The following is a 21,997-nucleotide window of genomic DNA, read 5'->3' on the forward strand; positions in this document are numbered from 1 at the left end:
ATGACCATCCTCATGCGGCGCAGACTCGCCCGCGCCCACGCGCGCACAGCCCCGAAATGATCAGTTCGCGGACAGGCACTAAGAGGCCTGCGGCCTCCTTAGGTGCGCGGTGTACTGCACCGGACACAGACGGGCCCGGCGCCTTCGCGGTGCCGGGCCCGTCCACGTAGGGGCGGGTTATTCGGTCGGCGCCCAGTAGTCGAGCAGCGTGCCCAGGCCAGGCTCCAGGGTCTTCCAGGAGCCGGAGAAGCTGAGCACGGCGAACGCTGCGGTGGGGAAATCGCGGCTGCTCATCCGCTCACGGGCGTCGCCCTCGGACTGGCCGGCCAGGATGTCGGCGAGGCCCTGCACTCCGGGGTTGTGACCGATCAGGAGTACGTTCCGCACGTCGTCCGGGGTTTCGTTGAGCACGGCGATCAGCTCGCCTGGCGAGGCTTCGTACAGCCGCTCTTCGTAGACCGTTTTCGGCCGCTGTGGGAACTCCTGAACGGCGAGTTTCCATGTCTCGCGGGTGCGGGTCGCGGTGGAGCAGAGGGCCAGATCGAAGGGGATGCCGGTGTCGGCCAGCTTGCGTCCGGCGACGGCGGCGTCCTTGCGGCCCCGCTCAGCGAGCGGCCGCTCGTGGTCGGACACCTGTGGCCAGTCGGCTTTCGCATGCCGGAAGAGGACAATCCTGCGGGGTTCTGCGACGCTCATGGAACCCAGCTTCGCATGAAACACGCCATGGGGCGCAGAGAGTTGGCACGCTGCCCCGACATGGCAGATCTTCCAGCTCAGGAGCCCTGGGGCAGCACCGTCTGCTGGATGCGCTCGATGAGCTCGCCGACTGCGGGGTCGCCGCTCGCCGCATGGGCGTCCGCGGGGTTGAGTATCAGCAACAGCAGTGCGACGAAGGCGAGCGCGGGCAGGGCGACGGCCCACCAGGGCAGCCGGGCCTCGACGCCGCCCCTGGTCGCCGAGCTGTGCCGGGTGTGCGTACGGGCCGACATGCCGCCTCCGTGGGTCTTCGAGCGATCCGTGGATCCGCGTCCTCGCGGCCACACTTCGAAGCTACGGAATGAAGAGCCCTCAACCCATCCGGTGATCCACCCACTTGACCCTGACACTCACCCCCTAGGGGATGGTGGGGCTAGCCCCACCATCCCCTGCCGGGGTGGGGCAACGGCATCACGGCGAAGCGATCGACGCGATGACGCCGATGATCACGAAGATGGCGAAGAAGGCGCCGAAGACGAGCAGCATCTTCTTCTGGCCGTTCTTGGGGTTCGGGTCGAGCACGGGCATACGGCCAGTCTCGCACCCTTCGTACGCCCTCTCACCGGTGGGGTCCGCCGCTCAAGGGCGGGCCCGGCGCGCGGCCTCCTCCTCGACGGTGCGATCGCGGCCGGCCAGGAAGCCCACCACGATCTGCGGGATCATCAGGGCCGTCATGAGTGCGAGCGGCAGCCCCCAGCCGCCGCTGTGCTGGTAGAGCACGCCCACCAGGAGCGGTCCGGGGATCGAGATCAGGTAACCGGTGCTCTGCGCGAAGGCCGAGAGCTTCGCGACCCCGGCGCTGGACCGGGTCCGCATGCCGATCAGAGTGAGGGCCAGCGGGAAGGCGCAGTTGGCGACGCCGAGCAGTAGCGCCCAGACCCAGGCGCCGCCGGCCGGGGCGAAGTAGAGGCCCGCGTATCCGGTGAGGCCGCACAGGCCGAGGGCGATCGCGATCGGTCCCTGGTGGGGCAGGCGCGTGGCCACGCGCGGGATGACGAACGCCAGCGGCACGCCCATGACCATCGTGACGGCGAGGAGCAGTCCGGCCGTGTCCGCCGGGACGCCCGCGTCACGGAAGATCTGCGGCATCCACCCCATCGTGATGTACGCGGCGGTGGCCTGGAGTCCGAAGAAGACGGCGAGCGCCCAGGCGGTACGGCTCCGGGTGATCCGCAGCGCGTCCGGCTCCTGGTGTGCCACGGGAGCCGCGGCCACACCAGAAGCCGAAGCCGTGCCAGAAGCCGAGGCCGCAGCGGGAACCGAGGGCGCCCCCCGTTCGCGTACGAGAAGAATCCACGGCACCACGGCAACGGCCGCGAGGCCCGCCCACACGGCGAGCCCCGACTGCCAACTGCCGCCCAGGGTCTCGGTCATGGGCACCGTCACGGCGGCCGGGGCGGCGGTGCCGAGGGCCATGGCCATGGAGTACAGGCCGGTCATGGAGCCGACCCTGTCCGGGAACCAGCGCTTGACGATCACCGGCATCAGGATGTTGCTGACCGCGATGCCCATGAGCGCGAGGGCGCTGGCTGCGAGGAAGCCAGCCGTGTTCCCGGCGAAGGGCCGGATCGCCAGGCCCGCGGTGATGGCCACCATGCCGGCGCACACCACGGTGCCGGGTCCGAAGCGGCGGGCGAGGCGCGGTGCCATCACACCGAAGACGGCGAAACAGAGCGTCGGTACGGACGTGAGCAGTCCGGCGACGCTGGCGCTCATGCCGAGTCCGTCGCGCACCTCTTCGAGGAGGGCACCGAGGCTGGTGATCGCGGGCCGCAGGTTGAGGGCCGTGAGGACGAGGCCGACGATCACCAGGCGCGTCCCCCACGCGCGCGGGGCCGCAGGCTTCGGGGAATCGTCGGCTCCGGAGGAACTGCGTAGGGACATGGGCTCGGATGTGGACGTCGGCGTCCGGGTTTCCGTACGGGTTTCCTCGCTTGCCATGCCGCCCATCATAGAATCATGGGATGATTGGTTGTCCACCGCCTGTCCACGGAGAAATGCCATGCCCCTGAGCCACCCCCGACGATCGGCGCTGTCCGAGCAGGTCATCGCCGAGCTGCGCGGCCAGATCACCTCGGGCGAATGGCCGGTCGGCTCCCGCATCCCCACCGAGCCGGAGCTGGTCGAGCAGCTGGGCGTGGCCCGGAACACGGTTCGCGAGGCCGTGCGCGCGCTCGCGCACAACGGCCTGCTCGACATCCGCCAGGGCTCGGGCACGTACGTCGTGGCGACTAGCGAGCTGGCAGGCGTGATGCACCGCCGCTTCGCGGACGCCGACCCCCGGCACATCGCCGAGCTGCGCTCCACGCTGGAGTCGAGCGCCGCGAAACTGGCCGCCGAGCGCCGCACCGAACGCGACCTGAAGCAGCTGGACGCGCTCCTGGTGCGCCGCGAGGAGGCCTGGGAGTCGGGCGACGCGGAGGCCTTCGTCATCGCCGACACGTCGTTCCACATGGCGGTGGTGGCCGCGTCCCACAACGACGTCATGACGGCGATGTACGCGGACCTCGGCGAGGTCGTGCGCGACTGGCTGCGCGAGGACGTGGGCGAGGAGCTGACGCCCGAGACGCACATGGACCACACACGCCTGGTGGACGCGATCCGCGCGGGCGACGCGGAGTCCGCCGCCACGGAGGCCGCGAGCTATCCGTTCCTGTGCCGCCCGAAGGGTCCTGCCCCTTCCCGGGACTGACGCGTCACCTCCGGTGCGTGACCCACGCCGAGCGGACCTCCTTCCAGCACCGGCCGGCCAGACGCACGGTCTGCGTAGGCCCCACCGCGACCTGGGTCCCGTCGCTGTCGATGTCCCACCACCGGTCGCACTCGATGTGCAGGGCGACCCGGTCGATCTCCGGATACGGGTTATGGCAGTACGCGGTCACATACGAGCCCTCGACCCTGATCCGGCACTCCGCCCCGAAGGGCCTGTCGACGGGCACGCGCGCGTGGAGGGCCGTTTTCGCGTTGTCCGGGGCATCGCCGTAGGCCGGTATCAGCGGGAGAGCGAGAACGACCAGCAGCGGAGCGAAGCGCGGGGAAAGGCGCACAAGGGGGACCTCCTCTGCCGTGCCGGGGAGGGACGCGTGGTGAACGCCTGATCCAGAGTGCGCAGTTGCCACCCCTGACCGCCCGGCCGGGTAGGCCGAACGAGTGATGGGTGAGGGCCCGCGACCTGCCAGACGGTCGGCAGGTCGCGGGCCCTCACCCATCAGTCAAGCCGGTCAAGCCACAGCGGCAGCGTCACGCACCGATCGCGTGCAGACCGCCGTCCACGTGGATGATCTCGCCGGTGGTCTTCGGGAACCAGTCGCTGAGCAGCGCGACGACACCGCGGCCGGTCGGCTCGGGGTCCTTGAGGTCCCACTCCAGGGGCGAGCGGTTGTCCCACACGGAGGCCAGCTCGGCGAAGCCCGGGATGGACTTGGCCGCCATCGAGGCGAGCGGGCCGGCCGAGATCAGGTTGCAGCGGATGTTCTGCTTGCCCAGATCACGCGCCATGTAGCGGCTGGTGGCCTCCAGCGCGGCCTTGGCCGGGCCCATCCAGTCGTACTGCGGCCAGGCGTACTGGGCGTCGAAGGTGAGGCCGACGACCGAGCCGCCGTTCTGCATCAGCGGCAGGCAGGCCATGGTCAGCGACTTCAGGGAGTACGCCGAGACGTGCATGGCGGTGGCCACGGACTCGAACGGCGTGTTGAGGAAGTTGCCGCCGAGTGCGTCCTGCGGAGCGAAGCCGATGGAGTGCACGACACCGTCGAGACCACCCAGCTCCTCGCCGACGATGTCGGCCAGCCGCCCGAGGTGCTCGTCATTGGTGACGTCGAGCTCGATGACCTTGGTCGGCTTGGGGAGCTTCTTGGCGATGCGCTCGGTCAGCGTGGGCCGCGGGAACGCGGTCAGGATGATCTCGGCACCCTGCTCCTGGGCCAGCTTGGCGGTGTGGAAGGCGATGGAGGACTCCATCAGCACACCGGTGATCAGGACGCGCTTGCCCTCGAGGATTCCGCTCATGGTTCAGTGACCCATTCCCAGTCCGCCGTCTACGGGGATGACGGCTCCAGTGATGTACGAGGCGCCGTCCGAAGCGAGGAACCGCACCGTCGCGGCGACCTCCTCGGGCTGCGCGTACCGGCCGAGCGGCACCTGCTTCACGATGCCCTCGCGCTGCTCGTCGGTGAGCACCTTGGTCATGTCGGTGTCGACGAAGCCCGGCGCGACGACATTGAAGGTGATGTTGCGCGAGCCCAGCTCGCGGGCGAGGGAGCGCGCGAAGCCGACGAGGGCGGCCTTGGAGGCGGCGTAGTTCGCCTGGCCGGGACCGCCGTACAGCCCGACGACCGACGAGATGAGGACGACGCGGCCCTTCTTGGCGCGCAGCATGCCGCGGTTGGCGCGCTTGACGACCCGGAAAGTGCCGGTGAGGTTGGTGTCGATGACCGAGGTGAAGTCCTCCTCGGACATACGCATCAGGAGCTGGTCCTTGGTGATGCCGGCGTTGGCGATCAGCACCTCGACCGGGCCGTGCTCGGCCTCGATCTCCTTGTAGGCCTGCTCCACCTGCTCGGTGTCGGTGATGTCGCACTTGACCGCGAGGAAGCCGGCTGGCGGCTCGCCCGAGCGGTACGTGATCGCGACCTTGTCGCCCGCGTCGGCGAAAGCGCGGGCGATGGCGAGGCCGATGCCCCGGTTTCCTCCGGTGACGAGAACCGAGCGGCTCAACGGATCACCCTTTCGATAGCCGGTCTGGTACCTCGAAAACCTATCGTTGCCGCCCCCCTTACGGGGAATCGAGCACCAACAGTGGCGTACGGGACTCACTGTCGGATCCCTACAGAAAGGTGTGGCCGCAGGACCCTCGGCGCGACATGATCGGACCTGACAGGGCGACGACAGCAGGGAGACCTCCGTGCCTCATTCCATCGACGAAGCCTTTACGGCACTACCGCTCAGGTCCTTGGCCGACGCCGCGCTGGCCCGCGCCCGCGCACTCGGCGCCGAGCACGCCGACTTCCGGTTCGAGCGGGTGCGCAGTGCGGCCTGGCGGCTGCGGGACGGCAAGCCGTCCGGGTCGTCGGACACGACGGATCTGGGGTTCGCGGTGCGGGTGGTGCACGGCGGGACCTGGGGGTTCGCTTCCGGTGTCGACATGACGATGGACGCCGCCGCGAAGGTCGCCTCGCAGGCCGTGGCGATGGCGAAGCTGTCGGCGCAGGTGATCAAGGCGGCGGGTTCGGACGAGCGCGTGGAACTGGCCGATGAGCCCGTGCACGCCGAGAAGACCTGGGTCTCCTCGTACGAGATCGACCCCTTCTCCGTGCCGGACGACGAGAAGGTGGGGCTGCTCACGGACTGGAGTGCGCGGCTGCTCGCGGCCGACGGGGTCAGCCATGTGGACGCCTCTCTGCTGACCGTGCACGAGAACAAGTTCTATGCCGATACGGCGGGGACCGTCACCACGCAGCAGCGCGTGCGGCTGCATCCGCAGCTCACCGCCGTCGCGGTCGACGAGTCGAGCGGCGAGTTCGACTCGATGCGGACGATCGCGCCGCCGGTCGGGCGCGGCTGGGAGTACCTCACGGGCACCGGCTGGGACTGGGAGTCCGAGCTGGAGCGGATCCCGGAGCTGCTCGCCGAGAAGATGCGGGCGCCGAGCGTCGAGGCGGGGGCGTACGACCTGGTCGTCGACCCGTCCAACCTGTGGCTGACGATCCACGAGTCCATCGGGCACGCCACCGAACTGGACCGCGCGCTCGGCTACGAGGCCGCGTACGCCGGGACGTCCTTCGCCACCTTCGACCAGCTGGGCAAGCTGAGGTACGGCTCCGAGCTGATGAACGTCACGGGCGACCGGACCGCTGAGCACGGGCTCGCGACGATCGGGTACGACGACGAGGGCGTCGCAGGGCAGTCCTGGGACCTGGTCAGGGACGGGACGCTGGTCGGCTATCAACTCGACCGCAGAATCGCGAAGTTGACGGGCTTCGAGCGGTCCAACGGATGCGCGTACGCCGACTCCCCCGGCCATGTGCCGGTGCAGCGCATGGCGAATGTGTCGCTCCAGCCGGATCCCGGCGGGCTCTCCACCGAGGACCTGATCGGCGGCGTCGACCGCGGGATCTATGTCGTCGGCGACCGGTCCTGGTCCATCGACATGCAGCGCTACAACTTCCAGTTCACGGGGCAGCGCTTCTTCAAGATCGAGAACGGGCGGATCACGGGCCAGCTGCGGGATGTCGCGTACCAGGCGACGACCACCGACTTCTGGGGCTCGATGGCCGCGGTCGGCGGCCCGCAGACGTACGTCCTGGGCGGTGCCTTCAACTGCGGCAAGGCCCAGCCGGGCCAGGTCGCGGCGGTCTCACACGGCTGCCCGTCCGCCCTCTTCAAGGGCGTCAACATCCTTAACACCACCCAGGAGGCCGGTCGATGAGCGCGCGTACGAACAAGCCGCACGAGGTCGTCGAGCGCGCTCTCGAGCTGTCCCGGGCCGACAGCTGCGTCGTGATCGCCGACGAGCACTCGACCGCCAATCTGCGCTGGGCGGGCAACGCGCTGACCACGAACGGGGTCACGCGCGGGCGCACGCTGACCGTCATCGCGACCGTCGACGGCAAGGAGGGCACGTCCTCCGGGGTCGTCTCGCGTTCGGCCGTGACGGCGGACGAGCTGGAGCCGCTGGTCCGGGCCGCCGAGGCGGCGGCCCGGGGCACGGGCCCGGCCGAGGACGCGCAGCCGCTGGTGACCGGGGTCGCGGAATCCCCCGAGTTCACGGACGCGCCCGCCGAGACCTCGTCGGGCGTCTTCGCGGACTTCGCCCCGGCGCTCGGCGAATCCTTCGCCCGCGCGCGTGAGGGCGGACGCGAGCTGTACGGCTTCGCCAACCACGAACTCGTCTCCAGCTACCTCGGTACGTCGACGGGGCTGCGCCTGCGGCACGACCAGCCCAACGGCACGCTGGAGTTGAACGCCAAGTCGCCGGACCGTACACGCTCCGCGTGGGCGGGGCGGTCGACGCGGGACTTCAAGGACGTGGACCCGGCGGCGCTGGACGCGGAGCTGGCCACACGGCTCGGGTGGGCCGAGCGGCGCGTCGAGCTGCCGGCCGGGCGGTACGAGACGCTGCTGCCGCCGACCGCCGTCGCGGACCTGCTGATCTACCAGATGTGGGCGTCGTCGGCCCGGGACGCGGCCGAGGGCCGGACGGTGTTCAGCAAGCCCGGCGGCGGTACGCGCATCGGCGAGAAGCTCGCCGAGCTGCCCCTGACGCTGCGCAGCGACCCGAACGAGCCGGGCCTGGAGTGCGCGCCCTTCGAGCTCGCGCACTCCTCCGGAGGCGACTCCTCGGTGTTCGACAACGGGCTGCCCCTCCAGGCCACCGAGTGGATCCGTGCGGGCGAGCTGGCGCATCTGATCAGCTCCCGGCACAGCGCGGGCCTGACCGGACTGCCGGTGGCTCCCGCCATCGGCAACCTGATCCTCGACGGCGGGGAGGACAAGTCCCTCGAGGAGATGGTCGCCGCGACCGAGCGCGGGTTGCTGCTGACCTGCCTCTGGTACATCCGCGAGGTCGACCCGGCCACGCTGCTGCTGACCGGCCTGACCCGCGACGGCGTCTACCTCGTCGAGAACGGCGAGGTCACGGGCGAGGTGAACAACTTCCGGTTCAACGAGTCGCCGGTGGATCTGCTGGGGCGGGCAGGCGAGGCGGGGCGCACGGAGAAGACGCTGCCGAGGGAGTGGAGCGACTGGTTCACCCGGGCCGCGATGCCACCTCTGCGCATCCCGGACTTCAACATGAGTTCCGTCAGTCAGGGCGTATGACGCCAGGGCTGACGCAGGGCGCATTACGGCGTGGGCTCTGTCAGTCGGGACGTATAACCTCGTAGTCGGCTGTCACTCGACCGCCCGAAGATCATCCAAGGAGATACGAGAACCGTGACGGACATCGTCGACGAGCTGAAGTGGCGCGGGCTGATCGCCCTGTCCACTGACGAGGACGCTTTGCGCAAGGCGCTCGCGGACGGTCCCGTCACGTTCTATTGCGGCTTCGACCCGACGGCGGCCAGTCTGCACGTCGGCCACCTGGTGCAGGTCCTCACCATGCGCCGCCTTCAGCTGGCGGGCCTGCGCCCGCTGGCCCTGGTGGGCGGGGCGACCGGCCAGATCGGCGACCCGCGCCCGACGGCGGAGCGCACGCTGAACGATCCGGAGACGGTCGCGAACTGGGTCAACCGGCTGCGCGGGCAGATCGAGCCGTTCCTGTCCTTCGAGGGTGAGAACGCCGCGGTGATGGTGAACAACCTGGACTGGACGGCCGGGATGTCGGCCATCGAGTTCCTGCGGGACATCGGCAAGCACTTCCGCGTCAACAAGATGCTCACGAAGGACTCGGTCGCCCGGCGCCTGGAGTCCGAGGAGGGCATCAGCTACACGGAGTTCAGCTACCAGCTGCTCCAGGGCATGGACTTCCTGGAGCTCTACCGCCGGTACGGCTGCACGCTCCAGCAGGGCGGCAGTGACCAGTGGGGCAACCTCACGGCGGGCCTGGACCTGATCCACCGCCTGGAGCCGCATGCCGAGGTCCATGCGCTGGCGACACCGCTGATGACCAAGGCGGACGGCACGAAGTTCGGCAAGACCGAGGGCGGTGCCATCTGGCTGGACCCCGAGATGACGACGCCGTACGCGTTCTACCAGTTCTGGCTGAACGCGGACGACCGGGACATCTCGGCGTACATGCGGATCCTGTCCTTCAAGTCCCGCGAGGAGCTGGAGGAGCTGGAGAAGGTCACCGAGGAGCGTCCGCAGGCCCGGACCGCCCAGCGGGCGCTGGCCGAGGAGCTGACGACGCTGGTGCACGGCGCCGAGCAGACGGCCGCCGTGATCGCCGCGTCGCGCGCCCTCTTCGGTCAGGGTGAGCTGGGTGGGCTGGACGAGGCGACGCTGAGTGCGGCGCTGTCCGAGGTGCCGCACATCCAGGTCGCCGAGCTGGGCCCGGTGGTGGACCTCTTCGCCGAGGTCGGCCTGGTGGCCAGCAAGTCGGCCGCGCGCCGGACGGTCAAGGAGGGCGGGGCGTACGTGAACAACGACAAGGTCGCCGGCGAGGACGCCGTCCCCGCCAAGGAGGACCTGCTGCACGGGCGGTGGCTGGTGCTGCGGCGCGGCAAGAAGAACCTTGCGGCGGTGGAGGTCACGGGCGGCTGAGCACAGTGCACGGTGGAGGGGGTGGCCGACCGGCCACCCCCTTCGTCGTACCGTCAGGCTCTCTGTCTGCCGCCCCGTACGGCCGTGTACAGCATGTCGCCGAGGAAGACGAGGACGACCGCGGCGGCGAGTTGGAGGCCGTGGCGACCCCAGTCGATGCCACGGGTCTCGTCGATGCCGATACCGCGGGCGATCGAGTTGCCCACGATGGCGCCTACCATCCCGAAGATCGTGGTCAGCCAGAGCGGGCTGTGCTGCTTGCCCGGAATGATCGCCTTGGCCAGCAGACCAAGCACGAAGCCGACGATGATCGCCCACAACCAGCCCATGGCTGCCTCCTGTACGGCTCTACGCGAGCGTTTCGCCCAGCTTCGGCCTGGCCGTCGTACGACGCATGCCGGGCACCGCCATACGCGGTACGACGCAGCGGCCCCCGGCCCGGACGGGACGGGACCCGGTCTCGAACGCGGCGCATGCGCGGCGTACCGTGGGAGGTGGTACGGACCGGTGCGCGTCCGATACAGGCGGGTGGTGGAACGTGATGCGGAAGCACAGCGAAGCCGAGGTCTTCCGGATCACCGGGGCCAGGCAGGGGCTCGCCGACGACGTACGCGGCAGGCAGCGCCGCTACATCATCTCGATGTCCGTCCGTACGGTCGCCGTGATCCTCGCGACCACCCTCTGGAACGTCGAACGACACGTCGCCGTCGTCGCCTTGGTGCTCGGCGCCGTCCTCCCGTACATCGCCGTGGTGATCGCCAACGCGGGCCGGGAGAACGCGCCGTCGCTGCCGTCGACGTTCGTCACCGTGCCCACCCGGCCGATGCTCACGGCGCCCGGCCCGGGCGACGCCGCGGAATCCGTCCCGGAGGACGTCGCGGCCGATTCCCCGGCCGGCGCCCAGGACGAGCCGCACGAGCGGACCTGACCACCGCCGATCCGTGGCGCCGGACCTTCACGGCGGCACCAAGCTCAAGAAAAGCTCAGATCAATCATGCTGTTCCGGTGCCGGGCAGCGGGTTACCCGTGACATACTTCGTACGCGCTCCGCATCCCCCGTCGGAGCGACAGACCGACGCCGGGCAGCTCCCCCCGTGGCTGCTCGGCGTCGCCTTTTCCGCAGCTCTTCGGATGCGGTCGAGGCGTTAGGGTCGGGGCGTGATCCTGAACGTCCCCGGCTCCGATCCGGCCTCGCCCATCTGCTCCGCCAAGGGCTGCCGGGCCGAGGCGGTGTGGGTGCTCGCCTGGAACAACCCGAAGCTGCACACCCCGGACCGCCGCAAGACATGGCTGGCGTGCGAGGAGCACCGCGAGCATCTGTCCAAGTTTCTTGGCGTACGGGGCTTCTTGAAGGACGTCGTGCTCCTGGCGGACTGGGAGCCCCCGGAGTCCCCGGAGACCTGAGCACGTCGCGCTGACGCGCGTGCACTACCGCGCCCCATAGGGGCCCGGGGCTGTGACATTGTGCGGCTCCGCCGCGATGGGGGTCCCCCCCGCTCGAGGCTGAAGACAGAAGGCTGAGCAATCAGCCACCAATGGCCGACATCGGTCGCTCCGGCTGCACGAACGACGGGTCGTCCAGGCCGGCGCCTGCCTTCTTGCCCCACATCGCCAGCTTCCATATGCGGGCGATCTCCTCGTCCGGCGCGTCCGAGCGCAGGGCGGCGCGCAGGTCGGTCTCCTCCTGGGCGAAGAGGCAGGTGCGGACCTGGCCGTCGGCCGTGAGCCTCGTACGGTCGCAGGCCGAGCAGAACGGGCGGGTGACCGAGGCGATGACACCGACGCGGTGCGGCCCGCCGTCGACCAGCCAGCGCTCGGCCGGGGCCGCGCCCCGCTTCTCGGAGCCCTCCTCGGTGAGTTCGAAGCGGGTGCGCAACGAGGCGAGAATGTCGCCGGCGGTGACCATGCCCTCGCGCTTCCAGCCGTGCTGGGCGTCGAGCGGCATCTGCTCTATGAAGCGCAGTTCGTAGTCGTGTTCCACGGCCCAGGCCAGCAGGTCCGGGGCCTCGTCGTCGTTCAGCCCCGGCATCAGGACGGTGTTGACCTTGACCGGGTTCAGGCCCGCCTCGCGGGCGGCTTCGAGGCCCTCGATGACGTCCTTGTGGCGGTCGCGGCGGGTGAGGGTCTTGAAGACGTCGGGGCGCAGCGTGTCCAGGGAGACGTTCACCCGGTCCAGGCCCGCCGCCTTCAGGGCCGTCGCCGTACGCCTGAGGCCGATGCCGTTGGTGGTCAGGGACATCTGAGGGCGTGGCTCAAGCGCGGCCACGCGCTCCACGATGCCGACGAGCCCGGGGCGCAGCAGAGGCTCGCCGCCGGTGAAGCGGACCTCGGTGATGCCCAACTGCCGTACGGCTATGTCGATGAGGCGGACGATCTCGTCGTCCGTGAGCAGGTCGGGCTTGGCGAGCCACTGCAGGCCCTCTTCGGGCATGCAGTACGTGCACCGCAGATTGCAACGGTCCGTCAGCGACACACGCAGATCGGTGGCCACACGGCCATAGGTGTCGATGAGCACGTGGGCCCCCTCCACTCGCGCGAACACTCATATGAATCCCAGTCACCAGCGAGCCTACGTGACAGGACCGACAACGACGGCAGCCGGATCACACCAAACGCGACGCGGCCGCGTCGTAGAGACCTCCAGAGATCTACGACGCGGCCGCGAGGACGGGAACCTCAGTGGGCCCCGGTACCGGTGAGGGAGCGCACCTCCAGCTCGGCGTACTTGCCGGTGTCCGGCTCCTCCTTGGACAGGATGGTGCCGAGCCAGCCCATCAGGAAGCCGAACGGGATGGAGATGATGCCCGGGTTCTTCAGCGGGAACCAGGAGAAGTCGACGTCGGGGAACATCGCCGTGGGGTCGCCGGAGACGACGGGCGAGAACAGCACCAGGCCGACGGCCACGATCAGACCGCCGTAGATCGACCACAGGGCGCCCTGGGTGGTGAACCGCTTCCAGAACAGGCTGTAGAGGATCGTCGGCAGGTTGGCGGAGGCGGCGACCGCGAAGGCGAGGGCGACGAGGCCTGCGACGTTCAGGTCGCGGGCGAGGGAACCCAGGAGGATGGAGACGGCGCCGATGCCGATGGTCGCCAGACGGGCCGCCCTGACCTCCTCCTTCTCGGTGGCCTTGCCCTTCTTGATGACGTTCGCGTAGATGTCGTGGGCGAACGAGGACGACGAGGCGAGGGTGAGGCCGGCGACCACGGCAAGGATCGTCGCGAAGGCCACCGCCGAGATCACGGCGAGCAGGATCGCACCCCAGGCCGAGTCGACGCCGCCCAGGTGCAGAGCGAGCAGGGGCGCCGCCGTGTTGCCGGACTTGTTGGACGCGATGATCTCTTCCTGCGAGATCAGCGCCGCGGCGCCGAAGCCGAGCGCGATGGTCATCAGGTAGAAGCCGCCGATGATGCCGATCGCCCAGTTCACGGACTTCCGGGCGGCCTTGGCGTTGGGCACCGTGTAGAAGCGGATCAGGATGTGCGGCAGGCCGGCGGTGCCGAGCACCAGGGCGATACCGAGGGAGATGAAGTCCAGCTTGGTGGTGCCGGTCGCGCCGTACTGGAGACCGGGCTCCAGGAAGGCGGTGCCCTTGCCGCTGTTCTCGGCGGCCGTGCCGAGCAGGTCGGAGATGTTGAAGTTGAACTTCAGCAGCACCAGGAAGGTGATCAGGATGGTGCCGCTGATGAGCAGCACGGCCTTGACCATCTGGACCCAGGTGGTGCCCTTCATGCCGCCGATGGAGACGTACACGATCATCAGGACGCCGACGAGGGCGACGATGAGGATCTTGCCGGCGTCGGAGGTGATGCCGAGCAGCAGCGAGACGAGGACGCCGGCACCCGCCATCTGAGCCAGCAGGTAGAAGATCGAGACGACGATCGTGGAGGTGCCTGCCGCAGTACGCACCGGGCGCTGGCGCATGCGATACGCGAGGACGTCGCCCATCGTGTACCGGCCGGAGTTGCGCAGCGGCTCGGCGACCAGGAGCAGGGCCACCAGCCAAGCGACCAGGAAGCCGATGGAGTACAGGAAGCCGTCGTATCCGAAGAGGGCGATGGCGCCCGCGATGCCCAGGAAGGACGCGGCGGACATGTAGTCACCGGAGACGGCGAGTCCGTTCTGGAAGGCGCTGAACTGCCGTCCGCCCGCGTAGAAGTCGGAGGCGTCCTTGGTCTGCCGGCCCGCCCATACGGTGATGAAGAGGGTGGCGATGACGAAGGCGGCGAACAGGGAGATGATCAGCGGCCGGTGCTCGCTGGCCTCGTTCGCGGCGAGCTGCACTTCGCTCGCGGCGAGCTGGACCTGAGTGATCGCGGGGCTCATTCGCCGCCCTCCATTCGGGACTTGATCGCTTCGGCCTTGGGGTCGAGCTTGCTGGAGGAGTGCCGCTCGTACCACCAGGCGATGAGGAACGTGGTGAGGAACTGGGCGAGACCGAAGACGAGGGCGACGTTGATGTTGCCGAACAGCTTGGTGCCCATGAAGCCGCCCGCGTAGTTCGACAGCAGGACGTACAGCAGGTACCAGCTGATGAAGCCGACGGTCAGCGGGAAGGCGAAGGAGCGGTGGGAGCGGCGTAGTTCACCGAACTCAGCGCTCTCCTGCACCTCGACGAACTCCTCGGTGGTGGGGAGGTGAGGCTGGGATTTCGAGGGGGGCGGTGCGTCGGTAGCCACGGAGTCTCCTCGCGTTGCGGTTGCGGCGTCCGAATCGGAAGCGGGCGGATGGGGGTAAAGGGTTGAACTGGCTCTGGACATGGCTGTGTTGTGACCTCACGGAGGTGTGGATCACGTGGGCCGAGTGGCGATGCTAGGGCCTTACGGGCGTGATCCAACAGGGGCTCGCTGTTGCTCTCGCCCCTGCCCAAGGTCACGGGGCGACGCGAAGACCGGTTCAACGCCCGGCCGTTCTTTCGGAAGTCATTTCCTGTAAGTCGTTGCTGGCCAGGGATCACGGGGGATAGCTTCGCCACTGCACCACTCAAGTCATGTACCTGCCCGAGCACCACCTGTGTTCGGGCCGGTTCCTTTTCCGGATGATGTGGAGACCCCATGGCTCATCTGCGCTCCAGACGCCGTCTTGCGCTCGCCGTGCCGCTCGTGCTGTCCCTCACCGCCTCGCTCGGCTTCCTGCCGGGCGTCGCGTCGGCCGCCCCGGTCGACGCCCCCGCCGTGGCTGCGGAGGAGGGCCCGAACCTCGCGTACGTGGTCAACACGAAGAAGACGGACCACGGCACGATCGAGTCGGTGAAGAAGGCGATAGCCAAGGCCGATGGCACGGTTGTCGCGACGTACAAGAACATCGGCGTCATCGTCGTCCACTCGACCAACCCGGACTTCGGCAAGCAGATTCGTGCCGTACGCGGGGTGCAGTCCGCAGGTCAGACGCGCACCGCGCCTCTGACGCCGGCGGGGACGACGGACGAGGGCGCGGCGCAGTATCTGTCGGCCGCCGAAGCCGCCAAGGTCGAGGCCAGGGGCACGGCCGCCGAGGAGCCCCTCGAGGCCGACCAGTGGGACCTGCGCGCGATCGGCGCCGACAAGGCCGCGGAGATCAACCCGGGCAGCAAGAAGGTCACAGTCGCCGTGATCGACACCGGCGTCGACGACACCCATCCGGACCTCGCCCCGAACTTCTCCGCGTCCCAGTCGGCCAACTGCGCCGGTGGCGTGGCGGACACCAGCGAGGGCGCCTGGCGCCCGTACACCCCAGAGGACTACCACGGCACGCACGTGGCCGGTGAGATCGCCGCGGCCCGCAACGACGTCGGCGTGGCCGGTGTCGCGCCCGGCGTGAAGGTCTCCAGCATCAACGTGACCGACCGGGAGAACGGCCTGTTCTACCCGGAGAGCGTCGTCTGCGCCTTCGTGTTCGCCGCCGACCACGGCGTGGAGATCACCAACAACAGCTACTACGTGGACCCGTATCTCTACAACTGCATGGACGACCCCGACCAGCGGGCCATCGTCGACGCGGTGAACCGGGCCCAGCAGTACGCCACGAAGAAGGGCACCCTCCACCTCGCCTCCGCGGGCAACTCCAACCACGACCTCGACTCGGACGCGATCGTCGACGACACCAGCCCCAACGACACGACCCCGGTCACCCGCACCATCGATCCGCACGAGTGCTTCGACGTGCCGACCCAGCTGCCGGGCATCGTCACGGTCAGCGCGACCGGCGTGCAGAACCTCAAGTCGTACTACTCCACGTACGGCAAGGGCGTCGTCGACATCGCGGCGCCGGGCGGAGACCGGTACCAGATCCCGGACACCCCGTCGAAGAACGGCCGGATCCTGTCCACGATGCCGAACAACGCGTACGGCTACCTGCAAGGCACGTCGATGGCGGCGCCGCACGCCTCCGGGGTCGCCGCGCTGCTCAAGTCCAAGTACCCGTGGGCGACTCCGGGCCAGCTCCAGGCGCTGCTGAAGGCGCAGGCGGACAGCCAGGCCTGCCCGACGGACTACGACGGTAACGGCGACGGTGTCGTGGACGCCACCTGCGAGGGCGGCGAGCGCGTGAACGGCTTCTACGGTTACGGCATCGTCAACGCGCTGCGAGCGGTCAAGTAGACGGGTTTGTAGGCCACTTCGGACGTACGACACTTCCGTAGAGCCTCCTCGGACCCGGCCCCGCACGGCCCGTACCGCTCGTACAGCGAACGAACTGGAGACATCCATGACAGCGCCTCATACGCGCTCCCGCCGTGTCACAGCGATCCCGCTCGGGATGGCCATGGCGACGGCACTCGCCTTCCTGCCGAACACCAGCGCCACGGCGGCCCCTTCGGGAGAGGACGACGCGCCGTCGGCCTCGGCCCCCTCGGCGAAGGCGACCTCGCTCAGCTATGTCGTCAACGTCCGTCCCGGTCACGGCACTTCCTCTTACGTGAAGAAGGCCATCACCAAGGCCGGCGGCACCGTCGTGACGTCGTACGACAAGATCGGCGTGATCGTCGTCCACTCGTCGAACGCCGACTTCGCGAAGACCATCCGCAAGGTACGCGGTGTGGAGTCGGCGGGCTCGACGCGTACGGCGCCGCTGCCCGCGCAGTCCACGACCGATGTCGGTACGCCCAAGGTGCTCACCTCGGAGCAGGTCGCGGACGTCGAAGCGGCGGCCGGGCAGGACCCGTTGGAGCCCCTGCAGTGGGATCTGCCCGCCATCAAGGCGGACAAGGCGCACGAGAAGTCGCTCGGCAGCCGGGACGTCACGGTCGCCGTGATCGACACCGGCGTGGACGACACGCACCCCGACATCGCGCCGAACTTCGACCGCGAGGCGTCGGTCAACTGCGTGTCGGGCAAGCCCGACACGGCCGACGGGGCGTGGCGGCCGAGCGCCTCCGAGAGCCCGCACGGCACGCATGTCGCGGGTGAGATCGCGGCCGCCAAGAACGGCGTCGGTGTCACGGGTGTCGCGCCGGGCGTGAAGGTCTCCGGCATCAAGGTGTCCAACCCGGACGGGTTCTTCTACACGGAAGCCGTCGTCTGCGGCTTCATGTGGGCGGCGGAGCACGGTGTGGACGTCACCAACAACAGCTATTTCACCGACCCGTGGCTCTTCAACTGCACGAACGACCCGGACCAGAAGGCCCTCGTCGAGGCCCACTCGCGGGCCACGCGGTACGCCGAGAGGAAGGGTGTGGTCAACGTCGCTGCGGCGGGCAACGACAACAACGACCTCGCGGCGGACGAGATCACCGACACGATCTCGCCGAACGACTCCACGCCCTCGGACCGCGTGATCGACCCGTCCGAGTGCCTTGACATCCCGACCCAGTTGCCGGGTGTCGTCACGGTCGCGGCGACCGGCGCGAAGGGCCTCAAGTCGTCCTTCTCCAACCACGGCCTGGGCGTCATCGACATCGCCGCTCCCGGCGGCGACTCGACGGCGTTCCAGACCCCGGCCCCGCCCGCCACCAGCGGCCTCATCCTGGGCCCGGTGCCCGGCGGCAAGTGGGGCTACATGGCCGGTACGTCGATGGCCTCCCCGCACGTCGCGGGCGTGGCCGCGCTCATCAAGTCGACGCACCCGTACGCCCCGGCGGCACTGGTGAAGGCCCTCCTGTACGCCGAGGCCGACGCCACACCGTGCACCGACCCGTACGACATCGACGGCGACGGCAAGATCGACGCGGTCTGCGAGGGCGGCAAGAACCGCAACGGGTTCTATGGCTGGGGCACCGCCGACGCGCTGGACGCGGTGACGAAGTAGCAGACCAAGCAGTGCCTCCCTGCGGGGAGTTGAGCCGGGCGACCCAGGGGTCGCCCGGCTCTCGTACGCGGTGGTCGGTTCGAGAGGCCGCCGCGGGCGGCCGGTGGCGCTGAGTCGTACGGGCGGCCGGAGGCGTATGCAGGGATGGAATGTTGTTCCGCACCAGTTGTTCTCCAGGGCTTGCCCGGATCTGAACGACTGGTGAAGATCCTGAGGTGAGTTCGATAAGACCGAGTGCCGACGCGGGCGGTGAGGTCGGCGCCGCCCGGGCGACCGCGGCCGGAGGCCGACGGGCCGTCGCCGCCATCGCCCTGGTGGGCCTCGCCGCGCTGATCCCGCTGCTCGGGCCACCCACCGCCCTGCGCGGCACGGGCGAGGCCGCCGCACCCGCCGGCGAGGAGGTCGCCCTGCTGCGTACGGTCCTGTTCGCGGCGGTGTGCGTCTCGGCGGGCGAACTGTTCGCCGCCCGGCTGGCCCGCCGTGTGCCGGGCGCTCCCCTGGACGACACGCCCCGCAGTTGGGCCCCTGCCGCGGCGGCCGCCGGCTTCGTCGCCGCGCTCGGCCTCGCCTCGGTCGTGGCCACCGGCAACCTGCTGCCGCGTCGCTTCTCCGACATGGACATCGGCGGCCTGTACGAGACCCGGGACGGCGTGCTCGCGCTCCTGGAGGTCAACGCGTTCGTCGTGGCGGGCCTGTGCGCCCTGTCCCGGCGCCCGGCGACCCAGGTGTGGCCGCTCGCCGCGGTGGCCGTCGCGGAGGCGCTGCGGGCCCATCCCACCACGGAGTACAGCCCACTGCTCGGCTCGGGCCTGACGCTCGTTCATGTGACGTGCGCGGCCCTGTGGGCGGGCGGCCTGCTGCACGTTCTGCGCCTGCTGCGGCGCTGGCGTGACCCGGAGGCGGGCGCCGCGCTTCTCGGGCTCTACGCGCGCGTGGCGGCCGTTCTGTTCGCCGCGATCACCATGACGGGCGTGGGCAGCACCCTGCGCCGGATGCCGGCCGGCACGGTCCTGGAACAGCTGACGACAACGGCGTACGGGCGCACCCTGCTCGCCAAGCTGCTCCTCGTGGCCGCCGTCGCCGTCCTCGCCCTGTGCGCACGGCGGCGTCTGCGCAGGGCCGCCGACCCGCTCAGCGCCTACTCCCCCGCCCGTGCGGAGGTCGTCGCCCTGGGGGCGGTGGTCGCGGTGTCCGCCGTGCTTACGGCGCTGCCGGTGCCGATTCGCTGGTGACCGCGCACGCGCGCGTGGCGCTCGCGGCGGCCTGGGCTCACACGATCGTCCCCGTGACCGTCTCCGAGACCGGATCGGCCACTTCCTCGGCGCCGGCAGACTCCGGCGGCTCGAGGGCCGGAAGAGCGGACTCCGGCGAACGGGCTGTCAGTCGTGCCCTTTATCCTCGGTGACCATGCTCGAAGACCGTACGACCGCAGCGTCCGCAGCCTCGTGGCCGGCCGCGTATCCGCAGGGATACGCGGTGGTCGACGTGGAGACCACCGGCCTGGCCCGCGACGACCGCATAGTGTCGGCCGCGGTCTACCGGCTGGACGCGCGCGGCGAGGTCGAGGACCACTGGTACACGACGGTCAATCCAGAGCGGGATCCCGGGCCGGTGTGGATCCACGGTCTGACGAGCGAGGCGCTCGAAGGGGCACCCCTTTTCCCGGACATCGCCGAGGAGTTCGCGGCCCGGCTCGACGGCCGGGTGCTCGTCGCGCACAACGCCGTCTTCGACTGGTCGATGATCGCGCGGGAGTACGCGCGCGCGGAGCGCGAGGCGCCGGTCCGGCAGCGATTGTGCACCATCGCGCTCTCCAAGGAGCTGGGCCTGCCCCTGGCCAACCACAAGCTGGAGTCGCTCGCCGCGCACTTCGGCGTCGTACAGCAGCGCGCGCACCACGCGCTGGACGACGCGCGCGTGCTCGCCGAGGCGTTCCGGCCGAGCCTGCACGCCGCCGCGCGCGACGGTCTGCGGCTGCCTCTGCTGGAGTGCCGGCCGCTCACGGAGTGGGCGGACGGATCCGCGCCGCGCAGCAGCCGGCCGTCCGGCGGTGGGGGCTACGGCGGTTACGGGCCCGGGAGTTGGCGCCCTTCCCGCAAGCGGCCCGCGTGCCCCTACCCCAACCCGGGCCGATACGAACCGGGCAAGCCGCTCAAGCAGGGCATGCGGATCGCGTTCTCCGGGGACACCTCCGTCGACCGCGAGCTCCTGGAGGACCGGGCCGTCGACGCCGGACTGCATGTCGCGACGAGCCTGTCCCGGCTCACCAGCCTCCTCGTCACGAACGACCCGGACTCCGGTACGTCCAAGGCGGTCAAGGCCCGCCAGTTCGGCACACCGGTCGTCGACGAGGCGGCCTTCGGACAGCTGCTTCTGGATGTGGAGCCGGCCTAGAGCGTGACGGGGCGTACGGGTGATTGGCGGGCGACTCGCCCCGCGGCCGCTCGCCCGTGCCGTCGCGGCGGCCCACCCTGTGGCGCATGGCACGTTGCGAGGTCTGCGGAAACGACTACGGGATGTCCTTCGAGGTGCACGCGCAGGGCGCGATTCACGTCTTCGACTGTTTCGCCTGCGCCATCCACCGTATGGCACCCATCTGCGAGCACTGTCGCGTCCAGATCATCGGCCAGGGAGTCGAGGTCGGAGGCCAGTGGTTCTGCGGGGCGCACTGCGCCCGCTCGGAGGGGAAGGTGGGGATCATCGACAAAGTATGAGGCGCCCTTTGCGCACGTTCGGTGCGCCGGAGGAGCGCGACGGTGTCGAGGGCGCGTGGGGGTCCCCCGGACGAAGTCTGGGGGGAGCGCGGAGGCCCGACGAAGGAGGGCTGAGCACGGTCGCGCCCTCGACACCGGCTGTAGCGCTCCGCAGGCGCACGATCGACACAGCCCTCGGCGGGACCCTCCCGTCGAGGGCCGATTCATGCGAGGTAACGTCAATGGGGTGTACCGCTTCCTGTTGTCCCGGCAGTGGGTGATCCTCACGCTGGCCGCCCTCCTCCTCATCCCCACGATGATCAGGCTGGGTATCTGGCAGATGCACCGCTACGAGGAGCGCACCGCCCGGAACCAGCTGGTCTCCGAGGCGCTGGACGCCAAGCCGGTGCCCGTGGAGAAGCTCACCTCCCCCGGACACACCGTCACCACCGACGAGCGGTACCGCAGCGTGACCGCGAAGGGCCGCTTCGCCACCGACGACGAGGTCGTCGTCCGCCGCCGCACCAACTCCGACGACGAGGTCGGCTACCACGTCCTGACCCCCTTCGTCCTCCACGACGGCAAGGTCCTGCTCGTCAACCGAGGCTGGATCCCCGGGGCCCCGACCCAGACGGCGTTCCCCAAGATCCCCGCACCGCCCCGCGGCGAGATCACCGTCACCGGGCGGCTCATGCCCGACGAGACGACCGCGGCGAGCGGCATCAAGAACCTCGAAGGGCTGCCGGACCGGCAGATCATGCTGATCAACAGCGAGCAGGAGGCCCGCCGCCTCGGCGAGCAGGTGCTCGGCGGCTTCATCGTGCAGACAGCACCCGCGCCGAAGGGCAACACCCCGGAGCTGATCGGCAGGCCCGGCAACGAGGACGCCGCACTGAACTACGCGTACGCCATCCAGTGGTGGCTCTTCGCCGCGGGCGTCCCCGTCGGCTGGGTGATCCTGGTCCGCCGTGAGCGCCGGGACCGGGCGGAGGCCACGGCGAAGGCGGAAGCGCCGGAGGCGACACCGGCCGCCGTATAGCCGTAACCGCCGACCCGGCGGCACCCGCCGGGATTGGTCACCCGACGTCACGGGAACCCACCACCCGTGCACGCATCGAACGAGC

Annotated in this window: 23 protein-coding genes; 12 read left to right on the forward strand and 11 right to left on the reverse strand. The window is 69.7% G+C overall.

Annotated elements, in window-relative coordinates; genetic code table 11:
* Positions 1-177 precede the first annotated feature (177 nt).
* From ACYVO6_RS11510 to ACYVO6_RS11525, 4 genes are all read right to left on the reverse strand, one after another.
* Positions 178-696, reverse strand: a complete 519-nt coding sequence (locus tag ACYVO6_RS11510; RefSeq protein ID WP_461060040.1) for a SixA phosphatase family protein — start codon at positions 694-696, stop codon at positions 178-180.
* Between the two features lie 77 nt (positions 697-773).
* On the reverse strand, positions 774-989 hold the full coding sequence (locus tag ACYVO6_RS11515) for a hypothetical protein (RefSeq protein ID WP_189324530.1): 216 nt from the start codon (positions 987-989) through the stop codon (positions 774-776).
* A 178-nt stretch (positions 990-1,167) separates the two neighbouring features.
* Entirely contained in the window at positions 1,168-1,284 is a 117-nt protein-coding gene (locus ACYVO6_RS11520) for an SGM_5486 family transporter-associated protein (protein WP_106972257.1), read from the reverse strand.
* A gap of 51 nt (positions 1,285-1,335) precedes the next feature.
* Positions 1,336-2,709, reverse strand: coding sequence for a CynX/NimT family MFS transporter (locus ACYVO6_RS11525; protein ID WP_461060043.1), 1,374 nt, complete (start codon positions 2,707-2,709; stop codon positions 1,336-1,338).
* 49 nt (positions 2,710-2,758) lie between these two features.
* Here ACYVO6_RS11525 and ACYVO6_RS11530 point away from each other — a divergent pair, with 49 nt between their 5' ends.
* Positions 2,759-3,448: a FadR/GntR family transcriptional regulator gene (locus ACYVO6_RS11530; RefSeq protein WP_461060045.1), complete on the forward strand. Its 690-nt coding sequence runs from the start codon at positions 2,759-2,761 to the stop codon at positions 3,446-3,448.
* 4 nt (positions 3,449-3,452) lie between these two features.
* Here the strand turns inward: ACYVO6_RS11530 and ACYVO6_RS11535 are convergent, their stop codons facing one another.
* The 3 genes from ACYVO6_RS11535 to fabG all read right to left on the reverse strand — a co-directional run bounded on the left by ACYVO6_RS11535 (position 3,453) and on the right by fabG (position 5,472).
* Complete coding sequence (locus ACYVO6_RS11535; protein ID WP_461060047.1) at positions 3,453-3,803, reverse strand: hypothetical protein; 351 nt, start codon at positions 3,801-3,803, stop codon at positions 3,453-3,455.
* 193 nt (positions 3,804-3,996) lie between these two features.
* Positions 3,997-4,764, reverse strand: coding sequence for an enoyl-ACP reductase FabI (gene fabI / locus ACYVO6_RS11540; protein WP_461060049.1), 768 nt, complete (start codon positions 4,762-4,764; stop codon positions 3,997-3,999).
* A gap of 3 nt (positions 4,765-4,767) precedes the next feature.
* Positions 4,768-5,472, reverse strand: coding sequence for a 3-oxoacyl-[acyl-carrier-protein] reductase (fabG, locus tag ACYVO6_RS11545; protein WP_461060051.1), 705 nt, complete (start codon positions 5,470-5,472; stop codon positions 4,768-4,770).
* Positions 5,473-5,659: 187 nt separating this feature from the next.
* On the opposite strand from fabG, the gene ACYVO6_RS11550 reads away from it, so the two are divergent.
* From ACYVO6_RS11550 to tyrS, 3 genes are all read left to right on the forward strand, one after another.
* Complete coding sequence (locus tag ACYVO6_RS11550; protein WP_461060053.1) at positions 5,660-7,183, forward strand: TldD/PmbA family protein; 1,524 nt, start codon at positions 5,660-5,662, stop codon at positions 7,181-7,183.
* Entirely contained in the window at positions 7,180-8,574 is a 1,395-nt protein-coding gene (locus ACYVO6_RS11555; protein WP_461060055.1) for a metallopeptidase TldD-related protein, read from the forward strand. The genes ACYVO6_RS11550 and ACYVO6_RS11555 overlap by 4 nt, the downstream gene beginning before the upstream one ends.
* A gap of 114 nt (positions 8,575-8,688) precedes the next feature.
* Positions 8,689-9,957: a tyrosine--tRNA ligase gene (gene tyrS / locus ACYVO6_RS11560; protein ID WP_461060057.1), complete on the forward strand. Its 1,269-nt coding sequence runs from the start codon at positions 8,689-8,691 to the stop codon at positions 9,955-9,957.
* A 53-nt stretch (positions 9,958-10,010) separates the two neighbouring features.
* On the opposite strand, the gene ACYVO6_RS11565 is transcribed toward tyrS, so the two are convergent.
* Entirely contained in the window at positions 10,011-10,286 is a 276-nt protein-coding gene (locus ACYVO6_RS11565; RefSeq protein ID WP_461060059.1) for a GlsB/YeaQ/YmgE family stress response membrane protein, read from the reverse strand.
* Positions 10,287-10,498: 212 nt separating this feature from the next.
* Between ACYVO6_RS11565 and ACYVO6_RS11570 the strand changes: the two genes are divergently transcribed.
* Positions 10,499-10,885, forward strand: coding sequence for a DUF3099 domain-containing protein (locus tag ACYVO6_RS11570; RefSeq protein ID WP_461060061.1), 387 nt, complete (start codon positions 10,499-10,501; stop codon positions 10,883-10,885).
* Positions 10,886-11,115: 230 nt separating this feature from the next.
* Positions 11,116-11,361: a hypothetical protein gene (locus tag ACYVO6_RS11575; protein WP_461060063.1), complete on the forward strand. Its 246-nt coding sequence runs from the start codon at positions 11,116-11,118 to the stop codon at positions 11,359-11,361.
* A 121-nt stretch (positions 11,362-11,482) separates the two neighbouring features.
* Here ACYVO6_RS11575 and moaA read toward each other — a convergent pair whose 3' ends face one another.
* From moaA to ACYVO6_RS11590, 3 genes are all read right to left on the reverse strand, one after another.
* Entirely contained in the window at positions 11,483-12,472 is a 990-nt protein-coding gene (gene moaA, locus ACYVO6_RS11580; protein WP_461060065.1) for a GTP 3',8-cyclase MoaA, read from the reverse strand.
* Between the two features lie 161 nt (positions 12,473-12,633).
* Positions 12,634-14,283, reverse strand: a complete 1,650-nt coding sequence (locus ACYVO6_RS11585) for a solute symporter family protein (protein WP_461060067.1) — start codon at positions 14,281-14,283, stop codon at positions 12,634-12,636.
* Positions 14,280-14,636, reverse strand: coding sequence for a DUF485 domain-containing protein (locus ACYVO6_RS11590; RefSeq protein WP_461060068.1), 357 nt, complete (start codon positions 14,634-14,636; stop codon positions 14,280-14,282). Before ACYVO6_RS11590 ends, ACYVO6_RS11585 begins: the two co-directional genes overlap by 4 nt.
* 375 nt (positions 14,637-15,011) lie before the next feature.
* Here ACYVO6_RS11590 and ACYVO6_RS11595 point away from each other — a divergent pair, with 375 nt between their 5' ends.
* The 6 genes from ACYVO6_RS11595 (at position 15,012) to ACYVO6_RS11620 (ending at position 21,912) form a co-directional block, all read left to right on the forward strand.
* A complete protein-coding gene (locus tag ACYVO6_RS11595) occupies positions 15,012-16,535 on the forward strand; it encodes a S8 family peptidase (protein WP_461060070.1) in 1,524 nt (507 codons plus the stop codon).
* Between the two features lie 106 nt (positions 16,536-16,641).
* Positions 16,642-18,180 (forward strand): S8 family serine peptidase, encoded by a 1,539-nt coding sequence (locus tag ACYVO6_RS11600; protein WP_461060072.1) that lies wholly within the window; start codon positions 16,642-16,644, stop codon positions 18,178-18,180.
* Positions 18,181-18,395: 215 nt separating this feature from the next.
* The gene (locus tag ACYVO6_RS11605) at positions 18,396-19,412 is read left to right on the forward strand and encodes a CopD family protein (protein WP_461060074.1); all 1,017 of its coding nucleotides are present in this window, start codon (positions 18,396-18,398) and stop codon (positions 19,410-19,412) included.
* 175 nt (positions 19,413-19,587) lie between these two features.
* Complete coding sequence (locus tag ACYVO6_RS11610) at positions 19,588-20,574, forward strand: DEDDh family exonuclease (protein WP_461060076.1); 987 nt, start codon at positions 19,588-19,590, stop codon at positions 20,572-20,574.
* Between the two features lie 86 nt (positions 20,575-20,660).
* Complete coding sequence (locus ACYVO6_RS11615) at positions 20,661-20,894, forward strand: hypothetical protein (protein ID WP_461060078.1); 234 nt, start codon at positions 20,661-20,663, stop codon at positions 20,892-20,894.
* A gap of 226 nt (positions 20,895-21,120) precedes the next feature.
* Positions 21,121-21,912 (forward strand): SURF1 family cytochrome oxidase biogenesis protein, encoded by a 792-nt coding sequence (locus ACYVO6_RS11620; protein ID WP_461061350.1) that lies wholly within the window; start codon positions 21,121-21,123, stop codon positions 21,910-21,912.
* The last annotated feature ends 85 nt before the right edge of the window (positions 21,913-21,997 follow it).

It is taken from the genome of Streptomyces pseudoechinosporeus (assembly GCF_054783935.1).